Genomic DNA, 13182 nt, shown 5'->3' with positions numbered 1-13182 from the left:
CTGGGGCACGGAGGTTCCGGCGAGGGCGACGGCAGCCTTCAACCGGCCCTCCGGCATGCGACAGGAGCAGGGCTCCGAACGGCGAAAATCCCCCATTTCGCGCCGCTTACTCACTCGCTTTCGGCCGGAACATCGCCCTTGCGGGGCTGTTCGCCTCTCAGACCCCGGAGAAAGGACCAGCCCATGTTCATGCGCGTCGACAGGCTCCAGACCGAGCTTCCCGCCCCGAAGAAGAAGGATCCCAACGCCGCAGCCGCCCTGCAGGAGCTGCTCGGCGGCAAGTACGGCGAGATGTCTACGCTCGGGAATTACATGTTCCAGAGCTTCAATTTTCGTAGCAAGGACAAGCTGAAGCCGTTCTACCACCTCGTCGCCAGCATCACGGCCGAGGAGCTTGGCCATGTCGAGCTCGTCAGCCACGGCGTGGCCATGCTCAACAACGGCCCCGACAATGACGGCGACACCAAGCCCGGCGGCGACATCTCGAAATCGCCGATGGAGGCGATGCAAGAGATCCGGCTCGCGGCCGGCTTCCTCTCGAATGGCGGCGGCGCGACCCCGGTCAACAGCAACGGCGCCTCCTGGAACAATGACTTCATCACCACCACCGGCAATGTCGTCACCGACCTGCTGCACAATTTCCACCTGGAATGCGGCGCCCGGCTGCACAAGCTGCGGGTCTACGAGACGCTCTCGGACCCGACGGGCCGCGAGGTCTGCGGCTATCTGCTGGTGCGCGGCTCGGTGCACGCCCATGCCTATGCGCTCGCCCTGAAGCAGATCACCGGCGTCGAGATCGAGAAGATGCTGCCGACGCCCAACATCAATCTCGACAAGATTCCCGAGTGCCAGAAATACCTGCAGGAGGGCTCGCACCGCCGGCTCTACACCTTCAGCCCCTCGGATTATGACGGCATGGCCGGAATCTGGGGCAATGGCGAGATGGCCCTGCCGGGCGATCCGCCGGGCGAGCTCGAGGTCGTCGAGGGCATGCCGGAAGGCGGCAAGATCCACCAGCTGACCGGTGTCCCCTCGGCCTTTACCCCGGACTACGCGCCGGAGGAAATGTTCGAGATGGCGACAAAGCTTTACAAGGCTTCGCGCTGAGGGATGAGCCTGGCCCGGCGGCTCCGGCCGCCGGATCAGGCGCCGTCTTCGGAGGCACGTGCGACGACGCCATAAGCCTGGGACCGGGCCCCGGGAGCGCTCCGCGGGCCCGAGGCCGAAAGCCCCCTGCGCAGCAATTCGCGCACGGCCGCCGCCCGGCTCGGCATCCGGTTGGCAAAACGGAAATCATCCAGCGCCGCCAGTTCGGCGCCGTCCAGCATGACCTGCAGGCGCTCGCCGCGCGCGAGGTCATGGCCCTTCAGTGTCTTCTCGCCCATCGCAGCCGCTCGCCGGGCCGCAAGGCCCGCTCTCGTGTCGTCTCGGGATGATGACGATCAGACGCGAGAGGCGGAGCCTTGTTCCCCGTCGATGGCGCAGGCAAAGCCGGCCTCAGCCGGCCTTGCGCTTGTTCTGGCGGTTCTCGATCAGATCGTCGACGACAGCCGGATCCGACAGCGTCGAGGTATCGCCGAGCGCGCCGAATTCGTCCTCGGCGATCTTGCGCAGGATGCGGCGCATGATCTTTCCGGAGCGGGTCTTGGGCAGCCCCGGCGCGAACTGGATTAGGTCCGGCGAGGCGATCGGGCCGATCTCCTTGCGGACATAGGCGACGAGGTCCTTGCGCAGCGCCTCGCTCGGCGTCTCGCCCGCCATCAGCGTGACATAGGCGTAGATGCCCTGCCCCTTGATGTCGTGCGGATAGCCGACGACCGCGGCTTCCGACACCGACGGGTGGGCGACCAGCGCCGATTCGACCTCGGCCGTGCCCATGCGGTGGCCCGACACGTTGATGACGTCGTCGACGCGGCCGGTAATCCAGTAATAGCCATCGGCATCGCGCCGGCAGCCGTCGCCGGTGAAGTACTTGTTCGGATAGGTCGCGAAATAGGTTTCTTCAAACCGCTTGTGGTCGCCATAGACCGTGCGCATCTGGCCGGGCCAGCTCTCCGCGATGACGAGATTGCCCTCGCAGGCCCCCTCCAGCACCTTGCCCTCGGCATCGACGATCTCAGGCTTCACGCCGAAGAAGGGCCGCGTCGCGGAGCCCGGCTTGAGCTTGGTCGCGCCCGGCAACGGCGCGATCAGGATGCCACCGGTCTCGGTTTGCCACCAGGTGTCGACGATCGGGCAGCGCCGGTCGCCGACGACGCGGTGATACCACTCCCAGGCTTCCGGATTGATCGGCTCGCCGACGGAGCCGAGCAGCCGCAGCGACCTGCGCTTGGTCTTCTTCACCGGCTCCTCGCCGGCGCCCATCAGCGAGCGGATCGCGGTCGGCGCGGTGTAGAAGGTGTTGACCTTGTGCTTGTCGATGACCTCCCAGAAGCGCGAGATCGTCGGATAGGTCGGGATGCCCTCGAACATCAGGGTCGTCGCGCCATTGGCGAGCGGCCCGTAGAGGATGTAGCTGTGGCCGGTCACCCAGCCGACATCGGCCGTGCACCAGTAGATGTCGCCGTCATGATAGTCGAAGACGTACTGGTGGGTGATCGAGGTGTAGACGAGATAGCCTGCGGTCGTGTGTAGCACGCCCTTGGGCTTGCCGGTCGAGCCCGAGGTGTAGAGCAGGAAGAGCGGGTCCTCCGCCTTCATCTCGACCGGAGGACAGTGGCCGGAGGCCTTCGCCGCCTCCTCGTGATACCAGAGGTCTCGGCCCTCCTGCATCGCGACATGGCCACCGGTGCGCTTCACCACCAGCACCGTCGGGATGCCGCCCTTCACCTTGTCGCTGGCGGCGTCGACGTTCTTCTTCAGCGGCACCGAGCGGCCGCCGCGCAGCCCCTCATCGGCGGTGATGACGATCTTCGAATCTGAATCCTCGACGCGGCTGGCGAGTGAATCCGGCGAGAAGCCGCCGAACACCACCGAATGGATCGCGCCGATGCGGGCGCAGGCCAGCATCGCGTAGGCCGCTTCCGGGATCATCGGCAGGTAGATGGTGACGCGGTCGCCCTTCTTGACGCCCTGCGCCTTCAGCACGTTCGCGAACTTGCAGACCTCGGTGTAGAGCTGCCCGTAGGAGATCTTCTTGGACTCGGACGGGTCGTCGCCCTCCCAGATGATCGCGGTCTGCTTGGCCCGCGTCGCCAGATGCCGGTCGACGCAGTTATAGGCGACGTTGGTGGTGCCGTCCTCGTACCACTTGATCGAGACCTTGCCCGGCTTGTAGCTGGTGTTGCGTACCTTGCTGTAGGGCTTGAACCAGTCGATCCGCTTGCCCTGCACGCCCCAGAAGGCGTCCGGGTCCTTGATCGAGGCCGCATAGAGCTTCTTGTACTTCGCGTCGCTCGCCCAGGCCTTCTTCGACCATGCGGCCGGCACGTCATAGATGATCTCGGTCATGGCAGGCGCCTCCCCAGACTTGGGCCTTGCGATAGACATTGGCCTTGCGATGGTGCGGACGATCGCGGCCGGGCCTCTTGTTCGCTGCCGGCATCATAGGGCTATGGCGCGCCGCAGCAAGCCGCGCGGCCTCGCACTTTCGGGGGAGAGACGCTTGTCCCCGGGGGGATAAATGCAACCTATGATTGCGTTTTGGCACGGATAGGCTAGCCTTCCCGCGCGACGCCACAGGGGGCGATCATGGCGAGGAACATCTGCATCTTCTCGGACGGCACGGGTCAGGCCGGCGGCGACAACCCGATCAACTGGACCAATGTCTACCGGCTCTACAAGCACACGCGCGATATCGATCCGGCCCGGCAGGTCTGCTTCTACGATCCGGGCCTGGGCGCCCATCCCGATGGCGAGCAGCCGGGATTGCTCCGGCGCGCCGTCGACATCCTCTCGCAGGCCACCGGCTATGGCATCACCCGCAATATCGTCGACTGCTACACGGCGCTGCTGCTGACCTACCAGCCCGGCGACCAGGTCTTCCTCTTCGGCTTCAGCCGCGGTGCCTACACCGTCCGCAGCCTCGGCGGCGCCATCGGCCTGTGCGGCGTGCCGCCCGGCCTTCCCAAGCTCTCGCGCTGGAGCGAGCTGCAGCGCAGCCTCGATCACGAGGTCCGCGCCATCGCCGAGGAGGCGGTGACGCGCGTCTATCAGGAGCGCGACGAGACGAAGCGGCGCGAGGCCGCCTCCGCGTTCCGGCGCAAGCATGGCTCGCAGGAGCTACCGCCGACCTTCGTCGGCGTCTGGGACACGGTGCGGGCGCTCGGCGTCAAGGGGCTCAACAGCTTCACCCTCGGCCGGCATAGCTTCAACAACAACCGGCTGAACCCGCGCGTGCCCTATGGCCGCCAGGCGCTAGCGATCGACGAGAACCGCAAGACCTTCGCACCCGAACTGTGGGAGGAGGACGAGGAAAACCCGGATCGGATCAAGCAGGTCTGGTTTGCCGGCGTCCACACCGATGTCGGCGGCGGCTACGGGCTGAAGATGGGGCTCTCCGACATCACGCTGGACTGGATGCTGACCGAGGCGACCGCAATCCCGCAGCCACTGATCGTCGACCCCGCTTTGCCGGCCTCGCTCGCGCCGAATGCGCTCGGAAAGCAGCACGACCAGCTCAGGAGCGGCTGGATTCCGTTCACGCCCGGCACACGCGAGGCCTTCATCCCGCATCGGCCCTCGCAGGCGGGACGGCCGGTGTTCGGCACGGTGCCGCCGCGTTTCGAGGCTCCGGCCGTGCCGATCCTCGACGAGCAGCGGCCCTATCGTCCGCAGGCGCTGGAGAGGCACCCGGATTACGGCCACCATTACCCCTAGGACACGCCGATCTCCGCCTGAACCGCGACGTCATCCCGGACAAGCTGCGAAGCAGCGCCGCTCCGGGATCCATCCTAAGGCTCCGGAGCCCTCCGATGGATTCCGGGGCAAGCCCGGAATTACGGCATGTTTCCGAGACAACTCGGTCCGTGCGAGCGGCTTACAGCCCGCCCATCTTGCAGACGATGTCCCATTCGGCGTCGGTGACAGGCTGCACCGAAAGGCGGAAGGATTTCACCAGCGACATCTCGGCGAGCTTCGGCTCGGCCTTGACCTGGGCGAGGCTGACGGGCTTCGGCAGAGGCTTCACGGCCTTGAAGTCGACCAACACCCAGGGTTCGCCGGGGATCCAGATATAGGCCTCCTTGATGACCTCGACGATGCCGACGACCTCGAGCCCCTCATTGGAATGATAGAAGAAGACCTGCTCGCCCTGCTTCATCCCCATCAGGTTGAGCTTGGCGGTGTGGTTCTTGACGCCGTCCCAATGCGTGCCGGCCGCGCCGGCCGCGACCTGCTGGTCCCAGGACCATTTCGAGGGTTCGGATTTGACGAGCCAATGGGCCATGGCGTGCACTCGCGGGGGTGGCGTGGACGGGAATCGTCGATAGCGAAATCCGCGCCGGCTGCCTATGGGCGCCCGCTCACTCGTCCCCGTCCGCCGCCTGCGGCTGCGGCACCGGGGGCTTCGAGGCCTCCGGCCCCTGCACGTTCCAGAAGCGCACCATCTCGCGGGTCAGGGCGGCATAGTCCTGCGGATCGAGCTCGACGCGGACCTCGGCCTCGCCGAAAGGCAGGATCAGCACGAAGCGATGCGTGCCTTCCGCGCGGCGGCGGCGATGCTGGATCACCGGCTGGGCGATGCGTCCGGCCAGCGGCACGGGCTCGCTCTCGGCGACGAGCTCCGAGCCGGTCGACTTGCGCACCTCGGCAATGCCGCGTGCCACCCGCTTCGTCAGATCCGACCAGTCGCCCGCCATCACTCGCTCTCCCGTTCCCGTTCGGCCCGCAGCGGCCGGGCGAGCAGCCCCGTGACCGCCTCGCGCACACCGATCCGGCCATCGATGATACCGGCGACCGCGTCGGCGATCGGCATCTCGACCCCGCCGACTTCAGCCATCTGCGCCAGTATCTGGGCGGTGAAGGCGCCTTCCGCCAGAGCGCCGCCCGCCGCGTCAGTCACGCTGCGGCCCTGGCCCAGCGCGAGACCAAAGGCAAAGTTGCGCGATTGTGGCGAGGCGCAGCTCAGCACGACGTCGCCGAGCCCCGAGAGCCCCATCAGCGTCTCGCTTTGGGCGCCATGCGCCTGGCCGAAGCGGCGCAGCTCGGCGAAGCCGCGCGCCACCAGCGCCGCGCGCGCACTCTCGCCATAGCCCAGCCCGATCGCAATTCCCGCCGCGATGGCGAGCACGTTCTTGGCCGCGCCACCGATCTCGACGCCACGCGGATCGGCGCTGTGATAGATCCGGAAAGCCGGCGAACTCAGCGCTTCGGCGAGCGCCTGTGCCAAACCGGCATCGCTGGCGGCGAGCGTCACCGCGGTCGGCAGACCCTTGCCGATATCGGCCGCGAAGCTCGGGCCCGACAAGATCGCGGGCCGGGCTGCGGGCAGCTCCTGCGCGATGATCTGGGTGGTGAACAGCCCGCTCCCCCGCTCGATGCCCTTGGCGGCAGAGATCACCGGTAGACCCGCCGGCAGCAGGGGCACCAGCACCCGGCAAACCTCGCGCAGGCTCTGCGTCGGCACGGTGATCAGCAGCGCATCACAACCGGCGAGATCCGCCAGATCCGCGGTCGCCTCGACAGCCTCCGGCAGCGCGATACCGGGCAGCCGCGGCGCCTCTCGCGTCCGGGAGATCGCCGCGACGGCGGCAGCGTCGCGGGCCCAGAGCGGGACGCGGCGCCCCGCCCGGGCCGCGGCCAGGGCCAGTGCGGCCCCATAGGCGCCGGCTCCCACGACGCCGATCGTGGCGAAGGCCCCCTCGCCGCTCATCCGGCGGCGCCGACGGGGGCCGTCTGGGTGCGGGGCTTCAATTCGTCGAGCGGCCAGCGCGGACGGGCGAGCGCGCTCATGTCGTCGACGAGGCCGAGCCGCAGCCGCTCCAGCCCGGCCCAGGCGATCATCGCGCCATTGTCGCCGCACAGATGCAGCGGCGGGGCCACCATGGACAGGCCGGCCTCGGTGGCGAGCCGCGTCAGGCCGCGCCGGATCGGCTGGTTGGCGGCGACGCCTCCGGCCACGACGAGCGCGCTCGGCGTGATCCCGGCCGCCGAGCAGCCGCGCAGGCCGGCCCGGGTGCGGTCGACCAGCACGTCGACGATCGCCGCCTGGAAGGAGGCGCAGAGATCGGCGACGTCACGGTCCGAGAGCGGCGCGATGCGCTCCGCCACCAGCCGCACTGCCGTCTTCAGCCCCGACAGCGAGAAATCCGGGTTCGGGCGCCCCTGCATCGGCCGCGGGAAGTCGAAGCGCTCGGGGTCGCCCTTGGCTGCCTCGCGCTCGACCGAGGGGCCACCCGGATAGGGCAGCCCGAGCATCTTGGCGATCTTGTCGAAGGCCTCGCCGACCGCATCGTCGATCGTGCCGCCGAGCTTGAGATAGTCGCCGACGCCACGCACGGCCAGGAGCTGCGTATGCCCGCCCGAGACCAGCAGCAGCAGATAGGGAAAGGCGAGGTTGTCGGTCAGCCGCGCCGTCAGCGCGTGGGCCTCGAGATGGTTGACCGCTATGAAGGGCTTGCCGGTGACCAGCGCGATCGCCTTGGCGGTCGTCAGCCCGACCATGACGCCGCCGACCAGGCCGGGCCCGGCCGCGGCCGCCACCGCGTCGATCTCGCCGGGAGCCAGCCCCGCGCTCTCATAGGCCCGGGCGACGATGCGGTCGATCGCATCGACATGGGCGCGCGCCGCGATCTCGGGCACGACCCCGCCATAGGCGGCATGGGCCGCGATCTGGCTCAGCACCTCGTTCGACAGAATCTTGATCTCGCCCGAGCGCTCCACCGACACGATGGCGGCCGCGGTCTCGTCACAAGTCGTCTCTATGCCCAGAACGCGCATGATCGGTCGATGAGGTCTCGGCAGGAGGATGAAAACGGGGGGCGGTTCCGGCGGAAGCGCACCGGCTGACCCCCTCCTATAGTCCGCCCGCGCCGCGAAGGCCAAGGGGCGGAAGGCTCAGACCGCGGGAACCCGGAGCGCCTCCCGGCGCTTGGGACTTGTGACGACTTGCGCGCGACGACGCCGCGCGGAATGGATGAGGCCGATGGCATCGGCGCGGGGCGGGCCGCGAGGATGTCGTCGTCGGGGGATAAGGGACATCGCATGCGCATTTTCGTGTTTCGCCCTCCGGCCGAGGCGGCGCGCACAGCCAACGCTCTGCGCGACCGCGGTCACCAGCCGGTGCTCGCGCCGCTCTTCGCCGTTGCGCGGACGGCCGATCCGGCTCCCGAGGGGCCTTTTGACGCTCTCGTCCTGACCAGCGGCAATGCCGTCCCCGCGCTCGCCGAGCTGCCGGCGGCGCTGCGCGACGTGCCGGTCTTCAGTGTCGGCGCACGCACCGCCGGCAAGGTCCGCGAGGCCGGCCATGCGGATTCGCGCAGCGCCGACGGCAACCGCGACGACCTGATCCGGCTGATCGGGGATACGCTTCCGGCGGCGTCGCGGCTGCTGCTGATCGTCGGACGCGACCGGCATGACGATGTCGGCGACCGGCTGGAGCAGGCCGGCTTCACGGTGGCGATCTGGACGGCCTATGCCGCCGAGGCGGTCGATGCCTTTCCACAACAGGCGCGCGAGGCCCTGCGGCAGGGTGTGGTCGACGGCGCGCTGCATTACTCAGCCCGCGGTGTGCGCACCTGCCTCGACCTCGCCCGCACGGCCGGCGTGCTGGAGCCGTTGCTTGACCTCACCCATGTCGCCCTGTCGGCCGATGTCGCCGCGCCGCTGATCGCGGCCGGCGCCAGCACGATTCTGGTGGCCGAGCACCCCGAGGAGGCCGCGCTCCTGGCGGCGCTGGACCAAGTGTCCGCTCGCAATCGCGACGGCGGGGGTGCTACACAGGAGCCGGTTGCGCCGTCGGGCGTCGAGACGGACAAGGACGAGATGAACGATTCTGACAGGCAGGCCGCTTCCGCGACCGATGCCCCGAAGAGCGATGAGAAGCCCGGTCAGGCCGGGCGGGCCAGGGGCAAGGGCGCCACGCGCTCGGGCCGCACCCCGCCGACCATCGAGGCGACAGCAACCGAGGTGACGCCGCCCGAGCCGGCTCCAGAGGTGTCGCCCGCCACGACCGAAACGCCCGCCACCGAGACCGCGAGCCCGACCTCAACGGGCCAGGAGCCCACCCCCGAGGCGGTGCTGCCGACCGAAGCCCTTCCGCGAGAGTTTCCCGAGCCGACTGCTGCGCCGCCGTCCCGCGACGAGCCGGCCGCGGCCGACGCTCCGCTGTCTCCGCCTCCCATCGCCGCGCCCGCACCGGCGCGTTCGAGCCTGCCGGCCATGGCGCTGGCCGGCCTCGTCGGCGGCGTGGTCGGCGCCGGCATCGTCTTCTTCGCCCTGAACCGGCAGACGCCCGCGATCACGCCCGAGCAGGTCGCCCAGCTCCAGGGCCGCCTCGACCGTCTGCAGACCGCCACGACCGAGCTCGACCGCAAGGCCGCGTCGGCCGCCGATGCCGCCGCCAAGGCCGGCGCGGCAGCCCAGAGCGCGACCGCCCGCGTCAACGAGGTCGCCGGAGCAGCGGCACCTGATGCGGCGGCGATCTCGGAGCTGAACGCCAAGGCCCAGCGCGCCGAGGCGACAGCGACCGCCGTCGGCCAGCAGCTCGAGCGCAACACCGCCCGCATCGGCTCCGTCGAGGCGCTGGCGAAATCCGCGGCCGGGCCGAGCCCGCAGGGACTCGCGGCTGCCCGCATCGTCCTGGCCGAGCGCGTCCAGGCGGCACTGGCCTCGGGCCAGCCCTTCGCCGCAGACGTCGCGGCGCTGGCCAAGGGCGGCGGCTCGCCCGAGCAGCTTGCGGCGCTGAACGCCGTTGCGGCCAGCGGCGCCCCGACGAAGGACGCCCTTCTGGCGCAGCTGCGCCCGCACAGGGCTATGTTCGTCCGCGAACTCACTCCCGCCTCCGCCAACTGGCAGGACAGGCTGTTGGGGCTCGCCAGTCGCGTCATCAGCATCCGCCCCGTCGGTGACACCGGCGCCAGTGATCCGGCAACGCTGCCGATGCGGCTCGAGGCCGCCATCATGCGCGGGGACAATGTCGCGGCGGCTGCGGCCTGGGAGCAGTTGCCCGAGCCGGCGCGTCGCGAGAGCGCCGCCTTCGGCGAGGCGCTGCGCAAGCGCGCCGCGGCAGATGCGGCCATCGCCAAAATCGCACAGGATGCGGTCGCCGCGCTCGGCGCGGCCGGCTGACGGAGGATAGGGGTTCCATGGTTCGCGTACTCGTCTATCTCGCCGTCTTCGCCGCGCTTGCCGTCGGCGCCGTCTGGCTCGCCGACCGACCGGGCGAGGTCTCCGTGGTCTGGCAGGGCTGGCGGATCGACACGAGCGTTGCCCTTGCGGCGATCGCGGTGGTCGTCCTCGCCCTGCTGACGATGCTGGCCTTCGGCCTGCTGCGCTTCGTCTTCGGCCTGCCCGGCGCCTTCAGCTTCGCCTCGCGCTCGCGGCGCCGGGCGCGGGGCTTCGAGGCGGTCTCGCGCGGCATGGTCGCCATCGGCGCGGGCGACCCCGTCGCTGCCGGCCGCCACGCCGTCGATGCCCGCCGCTATGCCGGCAACGAGCCGCTGACGCTCCTGCTGGAGGCTCAGGCGGCGCAGCTCTCGGGCGATCGCGGCCGGGCGGAGGCCGCTTTCAAGGCCATGCTCGACAAGCCGGAGACGCGGGTGCTCGGCTTGCGCGGCCTCTTCGTCGAGGCCAAGCGCCGGGGCGATCTTGCCGCCGCCCGCGCCTTCGCCGACGACGCCGTGCGCCGTTCGCCCTCCCTCGCCTGGGCCAATGACGCCCTGCTCGATTTCCACACCAATGCCGGCGACTGGCAGGCGGCGCGCACCGCCGTCGAGCGCCGCGCCGCGCTGCGCCTCGCCGACAAGGCCGACGCCAAGCGCCAGCGCGCCGTTCTGCTCGCAGCCGAGGCGCTCGAAGCCCGCGGCACCGCCCCCGAAAAGGCGCTCGCCGCCGCCCTCGAAGCCGTCAAGCTCGCGCCCGGACTGACGCCGGCCGCCGCTCTGGCCGGGCGGATGCTCGCCGAGCGCGGCGACATCCGAAAGGCGGTCAAGCTGCTCGAGGCCGCCTGGAAGGAGGTCTCGCACCCCGATATCGCCGCCGCCTATCTCGATGTCCGCCCCGGCGACAGCGCGCAGGACCGTCTCGCCCGTGCCACGACGCTGGCGAAGCTGCGCCCGGCCGATCCCGAGGGCGTGCTGGCGCTGGCCGGCGCCGCGATCCATGCCCGCGACTTCGCCAAGGCCCGCAGCACGCTGAAGCCGTTGCTGGCGGGCGGCGCCTCGGTGCGCGCTTGTCTGCTGATGGCCGAGCTCGAGGAGGCCGAGCACGGCGCCGCCGGTCGGGTCCGCGAATGGCTGGCACGCGCGACACGCGCCCCGCGCGACGCCGCCTGGGTCGCCGACGGTCTGGTCTCGGACCAGTGGATGCCGGTGTCGCCGATTTCGGGCCGGCTCGACGCCTTCGTCTGGACCGTTCCGCCCGCGACCCTTTCCAGCCAGGCGCCCGCCCTCGACGACGTGCTGGCCGATCTCGACGATTCCCGCCCGCTGATCGAAGCCCGCGCCGAGGCGGTGGAAACTGCCCCCGCTGCCGTCGCGCCGCCAGCACCGGTTCGCGAGACGCCGGCCAAGGTCGAGACGGCGCCCGAGCCGCAGCCCAAGGCGGAATCCGCGGCCGTCGTGATGCCGGCCGGGGAGGTCAAGTCAGCCCTCGCCACCGAGCCCAAGGTCGAGGCAAAGCCCGAGGCGAAGGTCGAGCCCAAGACGGAGCCCAAGACGGAGCCGAAGCCGGACGCGAAGCCCGACACCGCCATCGTCGCGGAGCCGGTGATGGGGGTCGGCGAAGCCCGCCCCAAGCCCGTGATCTTCCCCGTCGCCCATGCGCCGGATGATCCGGGCCCGGAGGAAGCCCAGCCCGTCGAGGACAAGAAGGGCAAGTTCCGCCTCTTCGGCTGAGCTGCCGTCGCGAAAAGGCGTGCGGCGGGCGCCCGCCCGGCCTATAGCGTCGGTCATGACCTCAACAGAGATGACGGGCGCCGCCGCAGGCGCCGGGACCACCCTCCATGTCGGACCCGAGCAGGCCGGCGAGCGCCTCGACAAGGCACTGGCGATGCTCGCCAGCGAGATCTCGAGGGCCCGCCTGCAGCAGGTGATCAAGGACGGCGGCGTCGCCCTCAACGGCGTGATCGCGACCGACGGCAAGCGCAAGGTCGTCGAGGGCGACGAGATCGCGCTCGTCATCCCCGCGGCCCGCCCGCCCGATCCCGTCGGCCAGGACATCCCGCTCGACGTCGTCTTCGAGGACGAGCATCTCGTCGTCATCGACAAGCCGGCCGGCCTCGTCGTCCACCCCGCCGGGGGCCACGAGGACGGCACGCTGGTCAATGCGCTGATTGCCCATTGCGGCGAGACCCTTTCGGGCATCGGCGGCGTGCGCCGACCGGGCATTGTCCACCGCCTCGACAAGGACACCAGCGGCCTTCTCGTCGTCGCCAAGAACGACCGCGCCCACCAGAAGCTCGCCAAGCAATTCGCCGATCACGGCCGCACAGGCCCGCTGCAGCGCGCCTATCTGGCGATCGTCTGGGGCGTGCCCCGCCGGCCGCACGGCACGGTCCAGACCCAGATCGAGCGCTCCAACAAGAACCGCGAGAAGATGATGGTCGTCGGCGAGGATCGCGGGCGCGAGGCGATCACGCACTACACCGTGATCGAGCGTTACCCACCGCTGCTCAAGGCCGGCGAAGAGACCGAGGCGCTGGCCAGCCTGGTCGAATGCCGGCTGGAAACGGGGCGCACCCACCAGATCCGCGTCCACATGGCACATCTGGGCCATCCGCTGCTCGGCGACCAGCTCTACGGCTCCGGATTCTCGACCAAGGCGGCACGCCTGCCCGAATCGGCCCGGGAGGCGCTGACCGCGCTCGGCCGCCAGGCCCTCCATGCGGCGGTCCTCGGTTTCGAGCATCCGGCCAGCGGGGAGGAGCTGCTTTTCGAGTCCGATCCGCCGCCCGAGTTTGCACAGTTGCAAGCAGCGCTCGCGGCTCTGTGAGCCAAACTGGCTCCCTTGCCTAGTTTCTGCCAAGCTGTCTTGGCATATAGTGGCCATCGGATGCGGATGGCCAAGGGGGCGCCGCAGATGAAC

The 13182-nt window shown here is 69.9% G+C and carries 11 protein-coding genes; 5 read left to right on the top strand and 6 right to left on the bottom strand.

The window, feature by feature from the left end; all coding sequences use genetic code 11:
• Positions 1 to 183 precede the first annotated feature (183 nt).
• Positions 184 to 1107, top strand: a complete 924-nt coding sequence (locus ABIE41_RS05685) for a manganese catalase family protein (RefSeq protein ID WP_192644887.1) — start codon at positions 184 to 186, stop codon at positions 1105 to 1107.
• Between the two features lie 35 nt (positions 1108 to 1142).
• Here ABIE41_RS05685 and ABIE41_RS05680 read toward each other — a convergent pair whose 3' ends face one another.
• Positions 1143 to 1385 (bottom strand): hypothetical protein, encoded by a 243-nt coding sequence (locus tag ABIE41_RS05680; protein ID WP_192644886.1) that lies wholly within the window; start codon positions 1383 to 1385, stop codon positions 1143 to 1145.
• Between the two features lie 112 nt (positions 1386 to 1497).
• Positions 1498 to 3450: an acetate--CoA ligase gene (gene acs, locus ABIE41_RS05675; protein ID WP_192644885.1), complete on the bottom strand. Its 1953-nt coding sequence runs from the start codon at positions 3448 to 3450 to the stop codon at positions 1498 to 1500.
• A 240-nt stretch (positions 3451 to 3690) separates the two neighbouring features.
• Here acs and ABIE41_RS05670 point away from each other — a divergent pair, with 240 nt between their 5' ends.
• Positions 3691 to 4818 carry a DUF2235 domain-containing protein gene (locus ABIE41_RS05670; protein WP_192644884.1) on the top strand — a complete coding sequence of 376 codons (1128 nt, stop codon included), beginning with the start codon at positions 3691 to 3693 and terminating at the stop codon, positions 4816 to 4818.
• Positions 4819 to 4978: 160 nt separating this feature from the next.
• On the opposite strand, the gene ABIE41_RS05665 is transcribed toward ABIE41_RS05670, so the two are convergent.
• The 4 genes from ABIE41_RS05665 to tsaD all read right to left on the bottom strand — a co-directional run bounded on the left by ABIE41_RS05665 (position 4979) and on the right by tsaD (position 7878).
• Complete coding sequence (locus tag ABIE41_RS05665) at positions 4979 to 5386, bottom strand: EVE domain-containing protein (protein ID WP_192644883.1); 408 nt, start codon at positions 5384 to 5386, stop codon at positions 4979 to 4981.
• 76 nt (positions 5387 to 5462) lie between these two features.
• Positions 5463 to 5798, bottom strand: coding sequence for a hypothetical protein (locus ABIE41_RS05660; protein WP_192644882.1), 336 nt, complete (start codon positions 5796 to 5798; stop codon positions 5463 to 5465).
• Complete coding sequence (locus ABIE41_RS05655) at positions 5798 to 6811, bottom strand: NAD(P)H-dependent glycerol-3-phosphate dehydrogenase (RefSeq protein WP_192644881.1); 1014 nt, start codon at positions 6809 to 6811, stop codon at positions 5798 to 5800. The genes ABIE41_RS05660 and ABIE41_RS05655 overlap by 1 nt, the downstream gene beginning before the upstream one ends.
• A complete protein-coding gene (gene tsaD / locus ABIE41_RS05650) occupies positions 6808 to 7878 on the bottom strand; it encodes a tRNA (adenosine(37)-N6)-threonylcarbamoyltransferase complex transferase subunit TsaD (protein ID WP_192644880.1) in 1071 nt (356 codons plus the stop codon). Before tsaD ends, ABIE41_RS05655 begins: the two co-directional genes overlap by 4 nt.
• A 264-nt stretch (positions 7879 to 8142) precedes the next feature.
• On the opposite strand from tsaD, the gene ABIE41_RS05645 reads away from it, so the two are divergent.
• From ABIE41_RS05645 to ABIE41_RS05635, 3 genes are all read left to right on the top strand, one after another.
• Positions 8143 to 10227: a uroporphyrinogen-III synthase gene (locus tag ABIE41_RS05645; RefSeq protein WP_192644879.1), complete on the top strand. Its 2085-nt coding sequence runs from the start codon at positions 8143 to 8145 to the stop codon at positions 10225 to 10227.
• 17 nt (positions 10228 to 10244) lie between these two features.
• Positions 10245 to 11993, top strand: a complete 1749-nt coding sequence (locus ABIE41_RS05640; protein WP_192644878.1) for a heme biosynthesis HemY N-terminal domain-containing protein — start codon at positions 10245 to 10247, stop codon at positions 11991 to 11993.
• 70 nt (positions 11994 to 12063) lie between these two features.
• A complete protein-coding gene (locus ABIE41_RS05635; protein WP_192644877.1) occupies positions 12064 to 13089 on the top strand; it encodes an RluA family pseudouridine synthase in 1026 nt (341 codons plus the stop codon).
• Positions 13090 to 13182 lie beyond the last annotated feature (93 nt).

This window comes from Bosea sp. OAE506 (assembly GCF_040546595.1).
GTDB lineage: Bacteria > Pseudomonadota > Alphaproteobacteria > Rhizobiales > Beijerinckiaceae > Allobosea.
This window is presented reverse-complemented; position numbering and strand designations above follow the sequence as displayed.